We start from the raw sequence: 19,646 nt of genomic DNA, 5'->3' as shown, positions 1-19,646 counted from the left end.
AAATTGTCGCCTACACTCGCCGCACATGCCGTCTACCGACTCTTTTCCTTCTTCGCTGCTGCTGACTCTGGCCTTTGCCGCCGCACTGGCACTGCAGTTGCTGCTCAAGCTCTGGCTCAGCACCCGCCAGGTACGCCATGTGGCAATGCACCGGGGCGCCGTGCCCGCGCCGTTTGCGCAACGCATCTCCCTGGCTGCGCACCAGAAGGCCGCCGACTACACCCTGGCCAAGGCCCGGCTGGGCTTGCTGCACCTGGCGCTCTCCACGGTGATGCTGCTGGGCTGGACCTTGCTGGGCGGCCTGGATGCGCTGCACCAATTGCTGCTGACCCAGCTGGGAACCGGTTTGGCACAGCAGCTGGCGGTGCTGGCCGGCTTCGCCCTGATTTCCGGCCTGCTGGAGCTGCCGCTGTCCTACTACCAGACCTTTGTGCTGGAGCAGCGCTTTGGCTTCAACCAGATGACACCGCGCCTGTGGCTGGCGGATCTGCTCAAGTCCACGCTGGTCGGCGCCCTGATCGGCCTGCCGCTGGCTGCGACCGTGCTGTGGCTGATGCTGGCCACCGGCAGCCTGTGGTGGCTCTGGGCCTGGTGCCTGTGGACGGGGTTCAACGTGCTGCTGATGTGGATCTTCCCCAGCTTCATCGCCCCGCTGTTCAACAAATTCGAACCGCTGGCCGATGAATCACTCAAGGCCCGGGTCACGGCGCTGATGCAGCGCTGCGGCTTTGCGGCCAAGGGCCTGTTCGTGATGGACGGCAGCCGCCGCTCGGCCCATGCCAACGCCTACTTCACCGGCTTTGGCTCGTCCAAGCGCGTGGTGTTCTACGACACCTTGCTCAAGCAGCTCGATGGCGACGAAGTGGAAGCCGTGCTGGCCCACGAACTGGGCCACTTCAAGCACAAGCACATCGCAAGGCGCATGGTGCTGATGTTCGCACTCAGCCTGGCCGGTTTTGCGCTGCTGGGCTGGCTGTCGCAGCAAGCCTGGTTCTACAGCGGTCTGGGCGTGATGCCCAGCGTGCAGCTGGCCATGGGCATGCCCCAGGGGGACGACAACGCCGTGGCGCTGCTGCTGTTTCTGCTGGCCCTGCCGGTGTTCACCTTTTTCGTCTCGCCCCTGGTGGCCATGGGCTCGCGCCGCGATGAATTCCAGGCCGACGCCTATGCCATGGCCCAGGCCGACGGCTCGGCCCTGGCCAGTGCACTGCTGAAGCTGTACGAGGACAATGCCTCCACGCTCACGCCCGACCCGGTGTACGCGAAGTTCTATTACTCCCACCCTCCGGCGCTGGAGCGGCTGGCACGCATGCCGGCTCCGGCCCACTCTGCAGGAGCCGCCGCATGACCACGCCTTCCCAGCTGCAGCCCGTCGATTGGTCCCGCCTGCCCCGCCGCCAGGCCATTTCCGCCGCCGATGCCGCCCAGCGCCTGGTGCGCCACCCGGGCTGGACCATCGAGGGCGAAGGCACAGGCACCGCCCTGACCAAGACCTACCACTTTGCGAATTACTTCCAGACCCTGGCCTTCGTCAATGCCCTGGCCTGGATCGCCCACCAGCAGGACCACCACCCCAGCCTGCAGGTGGACTACGGCCGCTGCACCGTGCGCTGGAACACGCACGATGCCGGCGGCCTGTCCGACACCGACTTTGACTGCGCCCAGCGCACCGACACCCTGGTAAGCACCCTGTGAGCAAACGCCGATCCGCCCCTCCCGCCTCCAGCGCGGGCAATGCCCCCCAAGAAGGCCTGGTGGTTGGCAGCCATGGCCGCCACTGCGTGGTCGAAACGGCCGACGGCCACCGCCGCATCTGCCACCCGCGCGGCAAGAAGAGCCAGGCCGTCGTGGGCGACCGTGTGCTGTGGCAGGCGCCGCCGCCCGGCCAGGGCGAGGAAGGCACGATCGAGAAGGTGCTGGAGCGCCGCAACCTGCTGTACCGCCGCGACGAAATCCGCACCAAGATGTTTGCCGCCAACATCGACCAGGTGCTGATCCTGATCGCGGCCGAACCCGTTTTTTCCGAAAGCCAGCTGGCGCGTGCGCTGATCGCAGCCGAGGACGCACACATCCAGCCCATCATTGCGCTGAACAAGAGCGACCTGGAAGAGCCCTTCTTCGATGCCTGGATGCGCCTGTCCGCCTACCGTGCCATCCAGGACGAAGACGGCAGCGACCACTACCCCGTGATTCCGCTGAACCTGACCAGCGACGATCCCGATCAGCGCGAAGCGCTGATGGACCTGTTCGCCGGCAAGAGCACGCTGGTGCTGGGCCCGTCCGGCTCCGGCAAGAGCACGCTGATCAACCTGCTGGTGCCCGGCGCCAATGTGGCCACCAACGAGATCTCGCAGGCCCTGAACTCCGGCAAGCACACCACCACCACCACCACCTGGTACTGGATGGACGAGGCACGCAGCACCGCGCTGATCGACTCGCCCGGTTTTCAGGAGTTCGGCCTGTACCACATTGCCCCCACCGATCTGCCGCGCTGCATGCCCGATATCGGCGCCAAAGCGCAGGAATGCAAGTTCTACAACTGCACCCACCTGCACGAACCCGGTTGCGCCGTGATGGCCGAAGTGGACAATGAGGGCAGCCCGCACCACATTGACGCGAACCGCTACCGCATCTACAGCGAGCTGTTCGAGGAACTGAGCCAGTCACCCTGGCGTTGAGCCTGCCCGGCTCCGGGCAGATGCAGGCACAGAAGGCCGGCGGCACAGGCCAGGCGAGATTCAGAGTCCCTAAACGCAGGCCTCAGGGTGCCGGCAGAAAAACCGGGGATGTCCGCCAGAGCACCCGCAGCAAGGCTGCATGCGCGCCCTGCGCAACACTCAGCCCAGCAGGCGCGCCAGGGTCAACAGGGCGAGCAACAGCATCCAGACGACGACCGAGCGCCACACCAGCCCCACCACACTGCGCAGATGGCTGACCTCGGCCGCACGGCCGGGGGTGGAACTGGACCCCTCCTCATCGTCATACAAGGGGCCGGTGGCCAGCTCTTCGCGCTGGCGCAGCGCCTCGCCCCCCAGCTGCACATTGATGGCACCGGCCGTGGCGGCCAGGATCACACCATCGTTGTCATGCGGAAAGCGCTGGGCGTAGTAGCGCCAGCCGTCGATCGCCTCTTCAAAGCTGCCCACAATGGCAAAGCCCAGTGCCGTCACGCGGGCCGGCAGCCAGTCCATGGCCTGCCAGGCGGCGCGCGCGGCCTGCTGCAGGCGCTCGCTGACCGGAGGGGCCCCGGCAATCGACCGGCGCGACCAGTAGCGCGACAGGTATTCCGCCGTGCGGTAGACCACCGCACCGGCCGGGCCCAGACCCAGCATGGACAGCACCACAAACCACAGCAGCACGCCAAACACATGGCGGTGGGCACAGATCACCGAATACTCGACCACATGGCGCACGACTTCGCTGCGCGGCAGCTCGCTGGCGTCCACCTGTTGCCAGTCGGCCAGCGCTTCGCGTGCGGCGTGCTCGTCCCCGGCCTCCAGCGCATCGCGGATGCGGGTGAAATGGTGGCTGAACTGGCGAAAGCCCAGCGTGGTGTAGAGGATGGCCACATTCCACACCATGGCCGCAGGCCAGCCGATGAAATAGTCCAGCAACCAGTAGATGCCCGCCGCCAGCGCGGCCGGCACGATGGCTGCCAGCGCCCAGGCGACCCAGCCATGGTGTGCTTGGCCCGCATCGAAGTTGCGTCGCACTGACACCGTCCAGGCCCGCAGGCCGGCATGTACCGGGTTGCTGCGGGACAGCGGGCGCGCCTGCTCCAGCAGCAGGGCAATCAGGATGGCGAAAAAACTCATCCCCCCATAATACCGGCTGCAGGTAAAGCGCTGCTCAGGCCGTCAGCCTGGCGACGATTTTCATGCCAGCGGGACCTGCATGAAGCGGTAGAAATTGCGCAGCATGCCCGCCGTGGCGCCCCAGATGTAATGCTGGCGGTCGCCGTTCTGGTAGGGCATGGCAAACCATTCACGCTGCATGCCGTTCCACTCGTAGCTGTGGCGCTCGTGGTGTGCGGGGTCCAGCACAAAACGCAGCGGCACTTCAAAAATATCCGCCACCTCATAGGGATTGGGTCGCAGCGGCGCCGCAGGGTCCACCAGCGCCACCACCGGCGTGACCTGAAAACCGGTGCCGGTGGCATACACCGGCAGACAGCCCAGCACCTGGACGTAGGCCGCATTCAGCCCCACTTCCTCATGCGCCTCGCGCAGCGCGGTGGCCACCGCATCCACATCCTCCGGATCGCGTTTGCCTCCGGGAAAAGCCACCTGACCCGAATGGGTGGACAAATGCGTGGTGCGTTCGGTCAGCAGCACCGTCAATTCCTCGCGCAGCACCAGCGGCAGCAGCACGGCGGCCTGGGTGGGGGGACGGTCGGAAAAACGCGGCTCACGCCGCAGCTCGGGCTCCCACTGCACAGCCGCCGCAAAGCGCTGGCGCAGCGCCGCTTCCGTCTGCCAGGCCAGCGGCACCGCCGGCAAGTGGGCATCCACCCCCACCAGAGGAGCATGTCGCGGATCGAACGCAGAAGGCAGGCGACTTGGGGTCCCGGTCGGTGCGGTGCCACCCGTGGGGGCCGGCGCGGGTGCGGAAGAGGCAGTGGACATGGCGGGCGGTGCAGAGCGGTACAGGCAAGCGGAGTACGCAGACAAGGGGTACGCAGCAGGCATAAAAAAAGCCGCCACAGCGAACTGTAGCGGCTTTTCCGGTCAAGCTCCGGTCGCGTGGATGACCTGGCCACCGCAGCGGCCAGACCCCACACGTTCGCGCTTTACGCGGCTGCGACGGCAGCCTTGTTGACGCGCTGGGGCAGCTTTTCCTTGATGCGAGCCGACTTGCCGCTGCGTTCACGCAGGTAGTACAGCTTGGCACGGCGCACGTCACCGCGGCGCTTGACTTCGATGCCGGCGATCAGAGGGGAGTAGGTTTGGAACGTACGTTCCACGCCTTCGCCGCTGGAGATCTTGCGCACGGTGAAGCCGCTGTTCAGGCCGCGATTGCGCTTGGCAATCACCACGCCTTCGTAGGCCTGCACGCGCTTGCGGCTGCCTTCGACCACGTTCACGCTCACGATGACGGTGTCACCAGGGGCGAAAGCGGGGATGGTCTTGTTCAGACGGGCGATTTCCTCTTGCTCGAGGGTCTGGATCAGGTTCATGGTTGCATCCACTCGATCGTGTCCGCGCCAGAATTGGCAAGCGCCGGGATTGGCGCTATAGGCTGCATTCAAACCGATGCAGCGGCCGGATAGAGGATCGAAGAACCAGCCATTATAGCGGGGACGCGATTTTTGCCAAATAGGCTTCGTCTTTGGCGTTCAACAGGCCCTGGTTGCGGGCCTGGGCAATCAGCTCCGGCCGGTGGGCGGCCGTGATGCGCAGGCGCTGGTCGCGGCGCCAGCGCTCGATCTGGGCATGGTGTCCGCTCAGCAGCGCGGCCGGCACCTCCTGCCCATGCCACTGCTCCGGCCGGGTGTAGTGCGGGCAGTCCAGCAGACCATCCAGCGCCGGGTTGAAACTGTCTTGCTGGAAGCTGCCTTCGTCATTCAGCACCCCGGGCTGCAGGCGGGCAATGCTGTCGAGCAGCACCATGGCCGCCAGCTCGCCACCGGACAGCACAAAGTCACCCAGGCTGATCTGGTGTGTGACATGGGTGTCGATAAAACGCTGGTCAATGCCTTCATAGCGGCCGCACAGCAGCACGGCGCCCTGGCTCCCGGCCCAGTCGGCCACCGCCGCGTGCTTGAGCGTGGCGCCGATGGGCGAAAACAGCACCAGCGGCGCGGGCTGCGTGGCTTCCTGCGCCTGCTCTGCCACGCGCGCGGCGCGGATGGCGTCCAGGCAGTGCTGCAGCGGCTCGGCCAGCATCACCATGCCGGGCCCGCCACCGAAGGGGCGGTCGTCCACACGGCGGTAGTTGCCCTGGGCGTAGTCCCGCGGATTCCACAGATGCACCGCCACCTGCCCCGAAGCGTAGGCGCGCCGTGTGACCCCGCTCTCCAGGAACGGGGCGAACATTTCGGGAAACAGGGTAATGATGTCAAAACGCATGGTGCCATGGCGCAAGCAGCGCCCCAGTTCGCAGCCGATCAGTAGTCCAGCTGCCAGTCCACCAGAATGCTCTTGCCAGCCAGGTCGACCTTGTCCACATAGGCGTCGACAAAGGGAATCATGCGCTCACGCTCCTTGCCGCCTTCGTCATAGGCCAGCACCAGCGTGGTCTGCGGACCGGTGGCCAGCAGATCCTTGACCACACCCATGGCCACACCTTCGCGGTTGACCACGGACATTCCCAGCAGGTCCACCCAGTAGAACTCGCCTTCGTCGGGCGCCGGAAAGGCCGTGCGCGAAACAAAGATGCGCGCGCCACGCAGGGTCTCGGCCGCATTGCGGTCTCCCACGGCTGCTGCAGTGGCCACGATGGAGTCCGAGTGCGTGCGCGCCTGCTTCACGGGCAACAGCACGGTGCCGGTGAAATGCTTGGCGCCTTTTTCGGCCGGCAGCAAATACCAGTTCTTGGCGGTGAGCAGCACTTCGGCGTCACTGCTGTAGGAGATGACCTTGAACCAGCCCTTGATGCCCCAGGCATCGGCAATGCGGCCCACTTCCACGGCGTCGGCAGGCAGGGTGGTCACTTCAAGTTCGGGCATCTGGCTCATGGCAGTCACTGACAGGTTTGCACACAGAGAAAATAAAAAAACGGGTTCCGTCAGACTGGCCGACGGAACCCGTTTTAAGGGGAGTGCTGATTAAGCAGCAGCCTTGGCGGCAGCTTGCTTGATCAGGCGTTCCACGGTGTCGGAAGCCTGAGCACCAACGCTCTTCCAGTAAGTCACGCGGTCCAGCGCCACGCGCAGGCCTTCTTCAGCGCCACGGGCGCTGGGGTTGTAGAAACCCAGACGCTCGATGAACGAACCGTCGCGACGCACGCGCTTGTCGGCGGCAACGATGGTGTAGAAAGGGCGAGCCTTGGAGCCGCCGCGGGACAGACGAATAACGACCATGATTAATCCTTCGGGTGGTATAGGCAGCTTGCGCTGCCACATTTTTTGCTCCGTTTGAGACACGCGACATAGCCACCCGGCCAGCGACACGCAGCAAAGTTCGCGATTATAGCGGCTTCTGTGCAAGCTGCCTACACCCCTCGCAATCAAGGGCGCTCATCCAGTGCCGTCCGGTCGCAGTCCGCCCCTGCAGTCCGCCCCTGCAGGCCGCGGCATGCAGGCACTCGCCTGGTGCCCGGCGGCGAGCCATGGCGTAGTCCCTAGCTGGTCGCGGCGGCCAGGGACCCGAATAATCCCTGCATGCGCAAGAACAAGACCGTCGCCGCCTGGCTGGCCTTTCTGGGTGGCCCGCTGGGCCTGCACCGCTTCTACCTGCACGGCCTGGGCGATCTGCCCGGCTGGCTGCTGCCCATCCCCACCGCGCTGGGCCTGTACGGCATCCAGCGCATGCAGCAGCTGGGCCAGGACGACCAGCTCAGCTGGGTGCTGATTCCGCTGCTGGGCTTCACCATCGCCGGCTGTGCGCTGAAGGCCATTCTGTACGGACTGGCCACGCCCGAGCGCTGGAATGCGCTCCACAACCCCTCGGCCGCCCCCGATGCTGCACCCGGCCGCACGGGCTGGCCCACGATTTTTGCCATTGCCGCCGCACTGATGGTGGGGGCCGCCGTGCTGATGGCCAGCCTGGCCTACAGCTTCCAGCACTACTTCGAGTACCAGATCGAAGAAGCGCGCAAGATCTCCCAATAGCGCAAAGCCCCACCGGCGGCATCTCTGCGGCGGCCTGTTGCTATCCAAAATCGAAGCAACCCAGGCTTGCCGGGCCGTCCGATACGGCTGAAAACAGCCAGAAAGCTTTAGACACCGCGCACCCGCAGGACCGGTTTTCAGAAGCCCCAGGGGTCTGTGGCTTGGATGCACACACCCAAATAAGAATAAGAACTATTTTCTAGAATAGAAAAATCCCTGACCGCCGCCGCTGCCGCCCATGTCCTCCTCCCCCCTGTTGCACAGTGCCCTCGACAACTACCGCTCCCTGGTGGGATTTGTCGCCCGCAGGATGGGCGACCGGCAAGAGGCCCATGACCTGGTGCATGACGCCTGGGTGCGCGCCGCAGAGAGCCAGCCCACGCTGTCGCAGGAGTTGCACACCCCTTCCTCGCGCGCCTACCTGTATGCCGTGGCGGAAAACCTGGTGATTGACCATTACCGCCGCCGCAAGCGCCAGCAGGATGCGCTGCAGGGCGTGGCACTGTGGCAGCCCGCACAGACCGACGATGTGAAAGACACCCACAGCCTGCGCCAGGCCATTGCGGCCGTGGACCAGGCGCTGGCCGACCTGCCCCCCCGCTGCCGTGCCATCTTTCTGGCCGACCGGCTCGATGGCACGCCCCAGACCGACATTGCCGCGCAGCACGGCACCTCCGTCAAGACGGTGGAGCGCGAAGTGCAGCGCGCCATGGACGCCATCGAGCAGGCGCTGCACCGCTGGCGCGGCGACCCCGCTCCGGCCGCACGCAAGGGCCGGCGGCGCACGCTGGGAGCCCTGCTGTCGCTGGCGGGCATCGGTATGGGCGGCTCCAGCGCCTGGCTGGCCTGGCGCCAGTGGGTACCGTCCTGGCAGCTGACCCTCAGCGCCGCCCAGCACCAGCCGCTGCAGCAAGCCCTGCCGGACGGCAGCAGCCTGGCACTGGATGCACAGAGCCTGGCCGACGTGGCCTTCTACGCCCACCAGCGCCATGTGCAGCTGCACCGCGGCACCGCCTTTTTCAACGTGCAGCGCGATGCACAGCGAGCCTTCATTGTGGATGCGGGCAGTGCCCGCATCACCGTGCTGGGCACCCGCTTCGAGGTGGCCCTGGAAGATGCGCACACCGTGCGCGTCACCGTGGAGCAAGGCCATGTGCAAGTGGCCCAGCGGGACGGCGCAGCAGAACGCCAGGCCGTGGAACTGCACGACGGCGAAACCCTGCGCTGGACGGCGGGCCACGCCCCCCAGCGCAGCCAACCCGGCGGCGAGGTTGCCACCTGGCGCAACGGCTGGCTGGAACTGGACAACCTTCCGCTGGAAGCCGCCATCCAGCGCATCAGCCGCTATTGTTCCCAGCCCGTGCGGGTGGAGCCTTCTGCGGCGCAGTTGCGGGTGTTCGGGCGCGTACAGATCAGCCACGCCGCCGACTGGGTGCAGCTGCTGCCCGCCATGCTGCCCGTACAGCTGCGGGCCGAGCAAGCCCACGGGCAGGCGTGGATCGTCATCACCCGGTCTTGAGGCTTTTTCCAGGTGGCTACTGCTTTTCTTTGAGGGATTTGCAGCGCGAGTGCGTTGTACCGCATGAGATCTGCCGCAGCACGTCCCGTTGACTGCGGGTGGCAGATCGAGGATTCCGGCACGCCATTCCCGACGAAGACCGGAAAACGAAGCACTCTCATTTCTCTTTCCGTTATGCCCGACCGCTCTTTCGCCCCCCATCCACCCGCCACGCTGCGCCTGCTGGCCGCCGCGGCCCTGGTGGCCATGGCAAGCGCCCCTGTCCACGCCCAGCCGGCGCCCGTCTCGACCGCCGCCCAAGCCCCCATCGCCTTCCAGATCCCGGCACAGGCGCTGGACAGTGCCCTGGCCCAGCTGGCCCGCACCGCCCAACTGCAGCTGATGGCTCCTCCGGCACTGCTGCAAGGCCGCAAGACCGCAGGTGTGCAGGGCACGCTCAGCCCCCAGGCTGCGGCGCAGCAGCTGTTGCAAGGCAGCGGCTTGAACGCCCGCATCAGCGGCAACACGCTGCTGATCACCGCCGCCACCGGCGAGACAGCGCTGCAGGATGTGACCGTGCGCAGCCGCGCAGACGGCCTGCCTGAAGCCTATGCCGGCGGCCAGATCGCGCGCGGCGGCAGCCTGGGTGTGCTGGGCACGAATGACGTGATGGATACGCCTTTCAGCGTGGTCAACTTCACATCCGAGCTGCTGGAGAACCAGCAAGCCCGCACGCTGGCCGATGTGGTGGTCAACGATGCCTCGGTGCGCTCGCTCACAGCCTCGGGGGGCTTTGGGGATTCGTTCCAGATCCGCGGCTTCAACGTTGCGAACGGCGAGACCTTTGTGAACAACTTCGGCGGCCTGGCCGCCACCACCACGATCCCCCTGGAAATGGTGGAACGGGTCGAGCTGCTCAAGGGCCCGGGCGCATTGGCACGCGGCCTAGGGCCAGACGGCAGCATTGGCGGCAGCATCAATCTGGTGACCAAGCGCGCCGGCGATGCCCCCCTGACCCGGCTGACCACCACCTACACCAGCCAGGCCCAGTTGAGCACCCACCTGGACGTGGGCCGCCGCTTTGGTGAGGACAAGGCCTGGGGCATTCGCGTGAACGGCGTGCTGCGCGGCGGAGAAGGCAATATCGACGGTGGCCGCCAGAAGATGGGCATGGGCTCGCTGGGGCTGGACTACCGCTCCAGCCGCCTGCGCTGGTCGCTGGACGCCCTGGCCCTGCACGACGACACCCGGGAATTTCGCCCCCAGGCCATGGTGCTCTTCGGCCCCGGGGGCTACAGCGACACGCGGCTGCCCGCCCCTCCAGACGGCCGCCTGAACTTCTACCCCGGCACGTCCATCGACTCCACCAACAAGATGGTGACCAGCCGGCTGGAATACGACCTGACCGACCGCCTGACCCTGATGGCCGGCGTGGGCTACAACCACTTTCGCGTGAACCAGAACTTCCCGTCGGGCAACCTGCTGGATTCCAGTGGCCGCATGCTGGTGGGCAACTCCATCTACGACGATGCCCGCGAGACCACCACCGCCGACCTGGGGGTGAAGACCAGTTTCCGCACCGGCGCCGTCGACCACCGTGTCGCCCTGGTCGCCAACTGGCTGGACCGTGACAGCGGTTACTACTATGACGGCACTCTGCCTTCCACCAGCTCCACGATCTACGACCCCTTGCCCATCGTCGATGGCAGCCACGGCAAGCCCGTCAAGGACAGCAACCTGCGCCAGCAGGGCCTGGCACTGACCGATTCGCTGGCCATGCTGGACGACCGCCTGCTGCTGACCTTCGGTCTGCGCCACCAGCGCATCAAAACCCACAGCCCCTACAGCCAGACGCAGACCTCGGCGAACTCGCCGCTGGCGGGCATCGTCATCAAACCCGTGGACCACCTGGCGCTGTACGCCAACTACACCGCCGGCCTGACCGATGGCGGCACAGCCCCCGTGGGCGTGAGCAATGCCTTCCAGACCATGTCGCCCTTCAAATCCAAGCAGCTGGAGGCCGGCGTCAAGGTGGACTGGGGCAACATGGTCACCCAGGCGGCCGTGTTCCAGATCAAAAAGCCCAGCGGCTATACCGACCCGGTCAGCAATGTCTACAGCTATGCGGGTGAACAACGCAACCGCGGTCTGGAGCTGTCCACCTATGGCGAGCTGCAGCGCGGTCTGCGCCTGATGGCCAGCGCGGCCTTCACCCAGGCCAAGCTCACCCGCATCGAAGACCTCAGCGTGCAAGGCAACAACGCCCCCAATGTGGCGCGCCGCACGCTGAGCGTGGCCGCGGACTGGGATGTGCCGGGCGTGCAGGGCCTGAGCCTGAACGGGCGCGCACTGTATGTCTCGTCCGTCCACCTGGACAACGCCAACACCTTGCGCGTGCCCGGCTGGACGCGCCTGGACTTCGGCGCCCGCTATGCCATGCAGGTGGCCGGCAAGCCGGTGGTGCTGCGCGCCAACATCGAGAACCTGGCCAACCGCCGCTACTGGCTGACCACCACCGTGTCCTCGAGCTACTCCTACGCCATGGTCAGCGCGCCGCGCACCTTCACGCTGTCTGCGGCCATCGACTTCTGACACCCGTCAGAGGTTCTCCCTGGCCCTGCGCTGCCGCCCCCACCGGCCGCGCAGGGCCTTCGCGCTCCTTCTTTTCTTGAGCTGCCATGCAAAACACAACCATCAAGACCTGGGCCTGGGTGCACAAATGGAGCAGCCTGGTCTGCACCGTCTTCATGCTGCTGCTGTGCCTGACCGGCCTGCCCCTGATCTTCCACCACGAGATCGGCCACCTGCTGGGTACCGAGGTCGAAGCCCCGGCCATGCCGGCCGATACCCCACGCGCCAACCTGGACGACGTGCTGGACGTGGCCCGCGCCCAGTACCCCGACCGGGTGGTGCAGTTCGCCTCCCCCGGCGAGGACGACTACAACCTGTGGTTCGTCACCATGACGCCCACGCCCGAGCCCACCACGGACTTTCGCAGCGTGGTGGTCGATGCCCGCACCGCCGCGCTGCTGGCCGAGCCCCGCTTTGACCAGGGCTTCATGTGGATCATGTTCAAGCTGCATGTGGACCTGTTCGCCGGTCTGGCCGGCAAGCTGTTCCTGGGCTTCATGGGCTTGCTGCTGCTGGTGGCTATCGTCAGCGGCACCGTGCTGTACGCCCCCTTCATGCGCAAGCTGCAGTTCGGCAGCGTGCGCCGCGAGCGCCAGACGCATGCGAAATGGCTGGACCTGCACAACCTGCTGGGCATCATCACCCTGGTGTGGCTGCTGGTGGTGGGTGCCACCGGCGTCATCAACACCTGGGCAGACCTGGTCATCAAATACTGGCAGCACGACCAGCTCACCAGCATCCTGCAGCCCTACCAGGGCCAATCCCTGGTGCCCGCCGCGCAGCGGGCCCAGCTGCAACCCGCGCTGGAAGCGGCCCAGCGCCAGGTGCCGGACAGCCGGTTGTTCTTTGTGGCCTTCCCGGGCACCAGCTACTCCAGCCCGCACCACTACACCTTCTTCCTCAAGGGCAACGAGCCCCTGACCTCCAAGCTGCTGTGGCCGGTTCTGGTCGATGCCCGTACCGCCGAGGTGACCGCCGCCCCGTCCATGCCCTGGTATGTGAAGACCCTGCTGCTGTCCCAGCCGCTGCACTTTGGCGACTACGGCGGGCGGCCCATGCAGATTCTGTGGGCGCTGCTGGACATCGCCTCCATCATCGTGCTGGGCAGTGGCCTGTACCTGTGGCTGCGCAAGCGCAAGACAGCGCCCCGGACCACGGCTCCCGTAGCATCCACCGCCACCGCGGACAACGCAGAAAGTGCCGCATGACGCCACCTCCCAAGTACCGCCACTTTGTCTTTCTCTGGGCCTGGCCCATCGCCCTGGGGCTGCTGACCGCCACAGGCCTCGTCGCGGCCCTGTTCAGCGAGGATGGCTGGGGTGACCACCTGGCCGCACTGTGCCTGGGCATCCCGGTGCTGGTCGGCTTGTGGTTCGGCTGGCTGCGCCGCCAGACACCACGCCGCACCGATCCTAGATAGCGGCCCTTGCGCATAGCAAAAGAGAAAAAGAGGAACAAAAAAAGAGAAGCAAAAAAAAGGACTTCCAGGCGTTGCTGCCTGGAAGTCCTTTTTTCATGCGCAGCTGCAGCTATCCGCTGCCGCTTTATCAGTACAGCTGCAGGCTGACCCAGTATGCGATGGCGGCCACGAAGGCGCTGGCCGGGATGGTCAGAATCCAGGCCCAGACGATGTTGCCGGCCACGCCCCAACGCACCGCGCTCATGCGCTGGGTGGAGCCCACGCCGACGATGGCGCCGGTGATGGTGTGGGTGGTGGACACAGGAACGCCCAGGAAGGTGGCGAAGAACAGCGTCATCGCACCGCCGGTTTCGGCACAGAAGCCGCCCACGGGCTTGAGCTTGGTGATCTTCTGGCCCATGGTTTTCACAATGCGCCAGCCACCAAACATCGTGCCCAGGCCGATGGCCAGGTAGCAGCTGATGATGGTCCACAGCGGAGGCGAAGCTTCGCCTGCCGTTGAGTAGCCGGTGGCGATCAGCAGCAGCCAGATGATGCCGATGGTCTTTTGTGCATCGTTGCCGCCGTGGCCCAGCGAATAGGCACCAGCCGACACCAGCTGCAGACGGCGGAACCACTTGTCCACCTTGTTGGGACGGGTGCGGCGGCAGATCCAGGCGACCGCCACCATCATCAGCGAGCCGAACAGAAAGCCCAGCAGCGGCGAGATGAAGATGAAGGCCACGATCTTCAGGATGCCGCCGGCGATCAGCACGCTGGAGCCGGCCTTGGCAATGGCGGCACCCACGATGCCGCCGATCAGCGCATGCGACGAGCTGGACGGAATGCCGTAGTACCAGGTGATGACGTTCCAGACAATGGCCCCGGCCAGCGCACCGAACACCACATGGGTGTCGACGATGTCCGGCTGGACGATGCCCTTGCCCACCGTAGCCGCCACGCTCAGGTGGAAGACAAAGATGGCGACAAAGTTGAAGAAGGCGGCAAACACCACGGCCTGCGTGGGTTTGAGCACGCCGGTGGAGACAACGGTCGCAATCGAGTTCGCCGCATCATGAAACCCGTTCATGAAGTCGAACACCAGCGCCATCGCCACCAGCAGAATCACCACCCACAGGGCGGCTTGTACGGTTTCCATGGTGGAGAGCTCCTGCGTGCTTAGGAGTTCTCGAGGACGATGCCCTCAATGATGTTGGCCACGTCTTCGCACTTGTCGGTGACGGTTTCCAGCAACTCGTAGATGGCCTTGAGCTTGATCACTTCACGCACATCGGGCTCTTCACGGAACAGCTTGCTCATGGCGGCACGCAGCACGCGGTCGGCATCGCCTTCCAGGCGGTCGATCTCTTCGCAGGTCTTGAGTGCGGCTTCGGCCGTGCTCTGGTCGGCGATGCGGTCCAGCAGCTTGACGGCGTCGCGCACGCGTTCGCAGCACTTCACGCTCAGGTCCGTCAGGCGGTGGATTTCGGCCGTCATGTGGCGCACGTCGTACAGCGCCATCGATTCGGCACAGTCCTGCAGCAGGTCGGCCACATCGTCCATCGTGTTGATCAGCGTGTGGATGTGCTCGCGATCGATGGGGGTGATGAAGGTCTGGTGCAGGGTCTTGTTGACCTCGTGCGTCACGCGATCGGCAGCGCGCTCGGCGTTGTCCACGTCCTGGTTGTACTTGTCGCGCAGGTGTTCATCGCCATAGTTGGCGACCAGCTGGGAAAAGGCACGTCCGGCCTCCACAATGCGATCCGCATGCTGGTTGAACATTTCGAAAAAATTGCCCTCGCGCGGCAACAGCTTGCCAAACAGCATCAATGGCTCCTCATGACTGACAGATGCCAGTCACCCGAATGGCAGCTGGCGCGAAATTTCGGCGAAGTGTAACCGCCGGGTAATCGGGCCTGGCTGCCGGCCTTCTGTGCCGTCAGCCTGCGGTGCCCTTTTCCATGGGCGCCGGCAGGCCATCGCAGTACGTTTTTCGTGTGACGTGCACATGTCGGTACTGTCGATAGGCGGCAATTTTTACCCAAACCGCCTGGGGTTCGCAGGCAGTAGGGCATCACCCCCTCCTGCGTAGGGACGACTCACTTCCGTTGGCAGGCCGTGTTTTCAGAGGGGCGGGCGCCGCACCGGGCGGCAGAAAATAAATCTGCGCAAAATGTTGCGCCGCAGCGACAAAGGCCTCGCCGTGCGGCCATCCGCCGCATCCACTCCTAATAGAGGAGCTATCTATTCTTTTGCACTATGGATATGGCGGTGTTTTTATATCAAAAATAAATATAGATATGCATAGATAGCTATATTTTTAATAGCAATCATTTTATGCACCGCCAGCACTGCGGTGCATTTCCCCGCACAGAGGGCTGCAGGGAGCCAGTTACCAACCGGTTTCATGCCCTTGCCAGGGCCACCCCACCCTGCTGCGGCCACTCCGGCTGGCAGCAGAGGCTGGGCGCTTACTCGCCCAGGTAGGCAGCGCGCACGCGCGGGTCGTCCAGCAGGGTCTTGCCCTCGCCTTCCATGGTGATGTTGCCGGACTCCATCACATAGCCACGGTTGGCCAGTGCCAGCGCACGGCTGGCGTTCTGCTCCACCAGCACGATGGTCATGCCCTGGGCGTGCACATCGGCCACCACCTCGAAGATCTTGTCCACCATGATGGGAGACAGGCCCATGGATGGCTCGTCCAGCAGCAGCAGCTTGGGGTGGCCCATCAGCGCGCGCGCCATGGCCAGCATCTGCTGCTCGCCACCGGACATGGTGCCGGCCAGCTGGTCGCGGCGTTCTTTCAGGCGCGGGAACAGCACGAACATGTGCTCGATGTCGGCCGCGATCTGCGCCTTGTCGTTCTTGGTATACGCCCCCATCAACAGGTTTTCCGTGATGGTCATCCGGGCGAACACGCCGCGCCCTTCGGGCACCATGATCAGGCCTTCCTTGACCAGATCCCAGGCACCGCGCCCCTGCACGCTCTTACCCAGGTAGCTGATCTCGCCGCCATTGGCATTCAGTGTGCGGGTGATGGCCTTCATGGTGGTGGTCTTGCCGGCACCGTTGGAGCCGATCAGCGAAACCAGCTCGCCCTGGCGCACCTCGAAGTCCACACTCTTGACGGCCTGGATCCCCCCGTAGGACACCTTCAGGCCCTTGACCTGCAGCAGCACCTCCCCGGTGCGCTGTGTTGCTTGCTCTGCCATGCTCAATGCCCTCCGGTGCCCAGATAGGCCTCGATCACTTTGTCGTTCTTCTGCACTTCGGCCGGCGTGCCCTCGGCAATCTGCTTGCCGTAGTCCAGCACCGTCACGCGGTCGCACAGGCCCATCACCAGCTTCACGTCGTGCTCGATCAGCAAGATGGTGCGGTTGTCCTTACGGATGCGGTCGATCAGCTCGCGCAGCTGCACCTTCTCGGTGGCGTTCATGCCGGCGGCCGGCTCATCCAGCGCAATCAGCTGCGGGTCGGTGGCCAGTGCGCGGGCGATTTCCAGGCGCCGCTGGTCGCCATACGACAGCGTGCGCGCCTTGAAGTCGGCGTACTTGGCAATGCCCACGTACTCCAGCAGCTCGTGGGCACGCTGGCGGATGGCGGCTTCCTCGGCCTTGAAGCCAGGGGTGCGCAGCACGGCACCGATCAGACCGGAATGGGTGCGTACATGGCGCCCCACCATCACGTTCTCGAGCGCCGTCATTTCGGCAAACAGACGGATGTTCTGGAACGTGCGGGCGATACCGGCCTTGGCCACCTTGTGCACGGCCGTGGGCTCGTAGGGATGGCCCGCCAGCGAAAAGCTGCCGCTGTCGGGCGTGTACAGACCGGTGATCACATTGAAGAACGTGGTCTTGCCGGCACCGTTAGGGCCGATCAGCCCGTAGACCTGACCGCGGCGGATGGTCACGCCCACATCACTCAAGGCCTGCAGGCCGCCGAATCGCTTGGAAATGCCCGCGACCTTCAACACCACATCGGTGTCAGCAGCGGCGGGGGCCGTGGTGGCTGTCATTGCTTCAACTCCTTGCATGGCGCTCATCCCTTTTGCGCCAGGCTCTTGCCGTGTTCCGGGGTCGGCCACAGGCCGCGCGGACGCAACAGCATCACGACGATCATGGCCATTGCGATCAGCAGCTGGCGCAGGATGGCGGCGTCCAGGCGGCCGCCGGTCAACTCCTGCAGCGGGCCTGCCACATAGCGCAGCACCTCCGGCAGCGAAGCCAGCAGCACGGCGCCCAGGATCACGCCGGGGATATGGCCCAGACCGCCCAGCACCACCATGGCCACAATCATCACGGACTCCATCAGGCTGAAGGATTCCGGCGACACAAAGCCCTGGAAGCCGGCAAACATGGCGCCCGAGACGCCGCCGAAGGTGGCGCCCATGCCGAAGGCCAGCAGCTTCATGTTGCGCACATTGATGCCCATGGCCTTGGCGGCGATCTCGTCTTCGCGGATGGCCATCCAGGCGCGGCCGATGCGCGAATCCTGCAGGCGGTAGCAGATCACCACCGTGATCAGCACCAGCACCAGGAACAGGTAGTAGTACATGGTCACCGAGCTGATGTCGAAGCCGAAAATCTCCTGCCGCTTGGCCAGGTCGACACCGAACACCTGGATCGAGTCGATCTGGCTCAGGCCCTTGGGACCGTTGGTGATGTTCACCGGGTGGTCCAGGTTGTTCATGAAGATGCGGATGATTTCACCGAAACCCAGCGTCACGATGGCCAGGTAGTCGCCGCGCAGCTTCAGCACCGGAATCCCCAGCAGCACCCCGGTACAGGCCGCCAGCAGCGCTGCCAGCGGAATCACCAGCCAGATGCTGGAGTGCAGCCCGTCCGGGAACATGGACTGGAACCAGGCGAAGGTCTCGGACAGGTGGGGCGACGCCATCAGGCCGAACATGTAGGCGCCCACGGCGTAGAACGCCACATAGCCCAGGTCCAGCAGGCCGGCATAGCCCACGACGATGTTCAGCCCCAGGGCCAGCATCACATACAGCAGCGCCAGGTCGGCGATACGCACCCAGGCGTTGCCGAAGTACTGCAGCACCAGGGGCAGCACCAGCAGCACAATGCCCCACAGCGCCCATTGCACGGTTTTCTTGGATTGCATGTTGCGTTCCCTCTCTTATGCGCGGTCCGCCACACGCTCACCCATCAGGCCCGAGGGGCGCAGGGTCAGAATGATGATCAGCACGATGAACGCAAAAATGTCGGTGTAGTGGCTGCCCAGCACACCGCCGGTGAGCTGGCCGATGTAGCCAGAGCCGATGGATTCGATCAGGCCCAGCAGGATGCCGCCGATCACGGCGCCGGCCAAGTTGCCGATACCGCCGAACACGGCCGCCGTGAAGGCCTTCAGACCGGGCAGGAAGCCCATGGTGTGCTGCACCGTGCCGTAGTTGGAGGCCCACATGATGCCGGCGATGGCCGCCAGCACCGCACCGATGATGAAGGTGGCGGAAATCACCATGTCCGGGCGCACGCCCATCAGGGCGGCGACGCGCGGGTTCTCGGCCGTGGCACGCATGGCGCGGCCCAGGCGGGTGTAGTTGACCAGGTAGACCAGCGTGGCCAGGGACACGGCCGTCACGGCCAGGATCAGGATCTGCGTGGGCGTGATCACCGCACCGGCGATCTCATAGGGATCGGGCGACAGCAGCACCGGGTAGGCCTTGGGATTGGGCTTCCAGATGATCATGGCCAGGGCCTGCAGCAGGATGGACACACCGATGGCGGTGATCAGCGGCGCCAGGCGCGGGCTGTTGCGCAGCGGGCGGTAAGCGATCTTTTCGATGCAAAAGTTCAGGCAGGCCGCCACCACGCAGGCGATGACCGTGGCCAGCAGCAGGATCACCCAGCCCGGTGCGCCGGGCATGGCCTCCTGCATCAGGCCGATACAACTCCAACTCGTCAACGCGCCCACCATCAGCACTTCGCCGTGGGCAAAGTTGATGAGCTGAATGATGCCGTACACCATGGTGTAGCCCAGGGCTATCAAGGCGTACATGCTGCCGAGGACCAGACCATTGATGATCTGCTGCAGCAAGATATCCATATGTCGCTTCCCTTCAAGGTGGCAGGTTTCCAGACAAACCACCCGTTGGTCCACCCAGCCCCGCGCACGCCTTTTTCCAGTAGCAAAAAACCCGCCAGAAAGATTTCGGGCGGGCGGCCGGAAAAAGCAATGGCAGCACGTTATGGACTTGGTCAGCTCCCCAAAATGGGGGTTACCCTTGCCATTGCGGTGCACCGCCGCGCTGGAGCAGCAGCCGTGCAAGGCCGTCCATCCATGCACAGCATGCAATGAAAGTGTTTGCTGCTTCGCAGCAATTAATGCCT

At 64.9% G+C, this 19,646-nt stretch carries 21 protein-coding genes; 9 read left to right on the top strand and 12 right to left on the bottom strand.

What is annotated here, in order from left to right; translation table 11 throughout:
* The first annotated feature begins 25 nt into the window (after positions 1-25).
* From QM470_RS19090 to rsgA, 3 genes are read left to right on the top strand one after another with little or no spacing between them, the layout of a single operon-like run.
* Positions 26-1,348: a M48 family metallopeptidase gene (locus QM470_RS19090; protein ID WP_283340365.1), complete on the top strand. Its 1,323-nt coding sequence runs from the start codon at positions 26-28 to the stop codon at positions 1,346-1,348.
* Positions 1,345-1,695 carry a 4a-hydroxytetrahydrobiopterin dehydratase gene (locus tag QM470_RS19085; RefSeq protein WP_283340364.1) on the top strand — a complete coding sequence of 117 codons (351 nt, stop codon included), beginning with the start codon at positions 1,345-1,347 and terminating at the stop codon, positions 1,693-1,695. The genes QM470_RS19090 and QM470_RS19085 overlap by 4 nt, the downstream gene beginning before the upstream one ends.
* Complete coding sequence (gene rsgA / locus QM470_RS19080; RefSeq protein WP_280013782.1) at positions 1,692-2,678, top strand: ribosome small subunit-dependent GTPase A; 987 nt, start codon at positions 1,692-1,694, stop codon at positions 2,676-2,678. The genes QM470_RS19085 and rsgA overlap by 4 nt, the downstream gene beginning before the upstream one ends.
* Positions 2,679-2,837: 159 nt before the next feature.
* Here the strand turns inward: rsgA and QM470_RS19075 are convergent, their stop codons facing one another.
* From QM470_RS19075 to rpsP, 6 genes are all read right to left on the bottom strand, one after another.
* Complete coding sequence (locus QM470_RS19075) at positions 2,838-3,815, bottom strand: CobD/CbiB family protein (protein WP_066539661.1); 978 nt, start codon at positions 3,813-3,815, stop codon at positions 2,838-2,840.
* Between the two features lie 60 nt (positions 3,816-3,875).
* Positions 3,876-4,625 (bottom strand): CoA pyrophosphatase, encoded by a 750-nt coding sequence (locus QM470_RS19070; RefSeq protein ID WP_283340363.1) that lies wholly within the window; start codon positions 4,623-4,625, stop codon positions 3,876-3,878.
* 164 nt (positions 4,626-4,789) lie between these two features.
* On the bottom strand, positions 4,790-5,176 hold the full coding sequence (gene rplS / locus QM470_RS19065) for a 50S ribosomal protein L19 (protein WP_066539666.1): 387 nt from the start codon (positions 5,174-5,176) through the stop codon (positions 4,790-4,792).
* Positions 5,177-5,288: 112 nt separating this feature from the next.
* The gene (gene trmD / locus QM470_RS19060; protein ID WP_283340362.1) at positions 5,289-6,068 is read right to left on the bottom strand and encodes a tRNA (guanosine(37)-N1)-methyltransferase TrmD; all 780 of its coding nucleotides are present in this window, start codon (positions 6,066-6,068) and stop codon (positions 5,289-5,291) included.
* Positions 6,069-6,106: 38 nt separating this feature from the next.
* A complete protein-coding gene (gene rimM, locus QM470_RS19055) occupies positions 6,107-6,676 on the bottom strand; it encodes a ribosome maturation factor RimM (protein ID WP_283340361.1) in 570 nt (189 codons plus the stop codon).
* A gap of 90 nt (positions 6,677-6,766) precedes the next feature.
* Complete coding sequence (gene rpsP / locus QM470_RS19050) at positions 6,767-7,021, bottom strand: 30S ribosomal protein S16 (RefSeq protein WP_066539673.1); 255 nt, start codon at positions 7,019-7,021, stop codon at positions 6,767-6,769.
* Between the two features lie 300 nt (positions 7,022-7,321).
* Here rpsP and QM470_RS19045 point away from each other — a divergent pair, with 300 nt between their 5' ends.
* The 5 genes from QM470_RS19045 to QM470_RS19025 all read left to right on the top strand — a co-directional run bounded on the left by QM470_RS19045 (position 7,322) and on the right by QM470_RS19025 (position 13,320).
* Positions 7,322-7,771, top strand: a complete 450-nt coding sequence (locus QM470_RS19045; protein WP_066539679.1) for a TM2 domain-containing protein — start codon at positions 7,322-7,324, stop codon at positions 7,769-7,771.
* Positions 7,772-8,009: 238 nt separating this feature from the next.
* Positions 8,010-9,290: a sigma-70 family RNA polymerase sigma factor gene (locus QM470_RS19040; RefSeq protein ID WP_283340360.1), complete on the top strand. Its 1,281-nt coding sequence runs from the start codon at positions 8,010-8,012 to the stop codon at positions 9,288-9,290.
* A gap of 174 nt (positions 9,291-9,464) precedes the next feature.
* Positions 9,465-11,861, top strand: coding sequence for a TonB-dependent receptor (locus QM470_RS19035; RefSeq protein WP_283340359.1), 2,397 nt, complete (start codon positions 9,465-9,467; stop codon positions 11,859-11,861).
* Positions 11,862-11,947: 86 nt separating this feature from the next.
* Complete coding sequence (locus tag QM470_RS19030; RefSeq protein WP_283340358.1) at positions 11,948-13,108, top strand: PepSY-associated TM helix domain-containing protein; 1,161 nt, start codon at positions 11,948-11,950, stop codon at positions 13,106-13,108.
* Entirely contained in the window at positions 13,105-13,320 is a 216-nt protein-coding gene (locus QM470_RS19025) for a hypothetical protein (RefSeq protein WP_283340357.1), read from the top strand. The genes QM470_RS19030 and QM470_RS19025 overlap by 4 nt, the downstream gene beginning before the upstream one ends.
* A 127-nt stretch (positions 13,321-13,447) precedes the next feature.
* On the opposite strand, the gene QM470_RS19020 is transcribed toward QM470_RS19025, so the two are convergent.
* From QM470_RS19020 to QM470_RS18995, 6 genes are all read right to left on the bottom strand, one after another.
* A complete protein-coding gene (locus QM470_RS19020) occupies positions 13,448-14,458 on the bottom strand; it encodes an inorganic phosphate transporter (protein WP_066539686.1) in 1,011 nt (336 codons plus the stop codon).
* A gap of 20 nt (positions 14,459-14,478) precedes the next feature.
* Complete coding sequence (locus QM470_RS19015; protein ID WP_218332853.1) at positions 14,479-15,126, bottom strand: DUF47 domain-containing protein; 648 nt, start codon at positions 15,124-15,126, stop codon at positions 14,479-14,481.
* Between the two features lie 644 nt (positions 15,127-15,770).
* Positions 15,771-16,511, bottom strand: a complete 741-nt coding sequence (locus QM470_RS19010; protein WP_280013792.1) for an ABC transporter ATP-binding protein — start codon at positions 16,509-16,511, stop codon at positions 15,771-15,773.
* Positions 16,512-16,513: 2 nt separating this feature from the next.
* Positions 16,514-17,314: an ABC transporter ATP-binding protein gene (locus tag QM470_RS19005; RefSeq protein WP_283340356.1), complete on the bottom strand. Its 801-nt coding sequence runs from the start codon at positions 17,312-17,314 to the stop codon at positions 16,514-16,516.
* Positions 17,315-17,337: 23 nt separating this feature from the next.
* Positions 17,338-18,417: an ABC transporter permease subunit gene (locus QM470_RS19000; RefSeq protein ID WP_283340355.1), complete on the bottom strand. Its 1,080-nt coding sequence runs from the start codon at positions 18,415-18,417 to the stop codon at positions 17,338-17,340.
* 15 nt (positions 18,418-18,432) lie between these two features.
* Positions 18,433-19,362, bottom strand: coding sequence for a branched-chain amino acid ABC transporter permease (locus QM470_RS18995; protein ID WP_066539696.1), 930 nt, complete (start codon positions 19,360-19,362; stop codon positions 18,433-18,435).
* On the opposite strand from QM470_RS18995, the gene QM470_RS18990 reads away from it, so the two are divergent.
* Positions 19,363-19,614, top strand: a complete 252-nt coding sequence (locus QM470_RS18990; protein WP_283340354.1) for a hypothetical protein — start codon at positions 19,363-19,365, stop codon at positions 19,612-19,614.
* The last annotated feature ends 32 nt before the right edge of the window (positions 19,615-19,646 follow it).

The organism is Comamonas sp. 17RB, assembly GCF_030056555.1.
Classification (GTDB): Bacteria; Pseudomonadota; Gammaproteobacteria; order Burkholderiales; family Burkholderiaceae_C; genus Comamonas; species Comamonas terrigena.
Note: the sequence above shows the minus strand (reverse complement) of the source record. Positions and strands in the feature narration are given on the sequence as shown.

What these genes read in the sequence shown, in the direction of transcription:
- QM470_RS19045 (WP_066539679.1), top strand. Translation starts at nt 7,322, where the DNA reads ATGCGCAAGAACAAGACCGTCGCCGCCTGGCTGGCCTTTCTGGGTGGC.
- QM470_RS19040 (WP_283340360.1), top strand. Translation starts at nt 8,010, where the DNA reads ATGTCCTCCTCCCCCCTGTTGCACAGTGCCCTCGACAACTACCGCTCC.
- QM470_RS18990 (WP_283340354.1), top strand. Translation starts at nt 19,363, where the DNA reads ATGTCGCTTCCCTTCAAGGTGGCAGGTTTCCAGACAAACCACCCGTTG.
- rpsP (WP_066539673.1), bottom strand. Translation starts at nt 7,021, where the DNA reads ATGGTCGTTATTCGTCTGTCCCGCGGCGGCTCCAAGGCTCGCCCTTTC.
- QM470_RS19035 (WP_283340359.1), top strand. Translation starts at nt 9,465, where the DNA reads ATGCCCGACCGCTCTTTCGCCCCCCATCCACCCGCCACGCTGCGCCTG.
- rplS (WP_066539666.1), bottom strand. Translation starts at nt 5,176, where the DNA reads ATGAACCTGATCCAGACCCTCGAGCAAGAGGAAATCGCCCGTCTGAAC.
- QM470_RS19000 (WP_283340355.1), bottom strand. Translation starts at nt 18,417, where the DNA reads ATGCAATCCAAGAAAACCGTGCAATGGGCGCTGTGGGGCATTGTGCTG.
- QM470_RS19090 (WP_283340365.1), top strand. Translation starts at nt 26, where the DNA reads ATGCCGTCTACCGACTCTTTTCCTTCTTCGCTGCTGCTGACTCTGGCC.
- trmD (WP_283340362.1), bottom strand. Translation starts at nt 6,068, where the DNA reads ATGCGTTTTGACATCATTACCCTGTTTCCCGAAATGTTCGCCCCGTTC.
- QM470_RS18995 (WP_066539696.1), bottom strand. Translation starts at nt 19,362, where the DNA reads ATGGATATCTTGCTGCAGCAGATCATCAATGGTCTGGTCCTCGGCAGC.
- QM470_RS19015 (WP_218332853.1), bottom strand. Translation starts at nt 15,126, where the DNA reads ATGCTGTTTGGCAAGCTGTTGCCGCGCGAGGGCAATTTTTTCGAAATG.
- QM470_RS19070 (WP_283340363.1), bottom strand. Translation starts at nt 4,625, where the DNA reads ATGTCCACTGCCTCTTCCGCACCCGCGCCGGCCCCCACGGGTGGCACC.
- rimM (WP_283340361.1), bottom strand. Translation starts at nt 6,676, where the DNA reads ATGAGCCAGATGCCCGAACTTGAAGTGACCACCCTGCCTGCCGACGCC.
- QM470_RS19085 (WP_283340364.1), top strand. Translation starts at nt 1,345, where the DNA reads ATGACCACGCCTTCCCAGCTGCAGCCCGTCGATTGGTCCCGCCTGCCC.
- QM470_RS19075 (WP_066539661.1), bottom strand. Translation starts at nt 3,815, where the DNA reads ATGAGTTTTTTCGCCATCCTGATTGCCCTGCTGCTGGAGCAGGCGCGC.
- QM470_RS19020 (WP_066539686.1), bottom strand. Translation starts at nt 14,458, where the DNA reads ATGGAAACCGTACAAGCCGCCCTGTGGGTGGTGATTCTGCTGGTGGCG.
- QM470_RS19030 (WP_283340358.1), top strand. Translation starts at nt 11,948, where the DNA reads ATGCAAAACACAACCATCAAGACCTGGGCCTGGGTGCACAAATGGAGC.
- QM470_RS19025 (WP_283340357.1), top strand. Translation starts at nt 13,105, where the DNA reads ATGACGCCACCTCCCAAGTACCGCCACTTTGTCTTTCTCTGGGCCTGG.
- QM470_RS19010 (WP_280013792.1), bottom strand. Translation starts at nt 16,511, where the DNA reads ATGGCAGAGCAAGCAACACAGCGCACCGGGGAGGTGCTGCTGCAGGTC.
- QM470_RS19005 (WP_283340356.1), bottom strand. Translation starts at nt 17,314, where the DNA reads ATGACAGCCACCACGGCCCCCGCCGCTGCTGACACCGATGTGGTGTTG.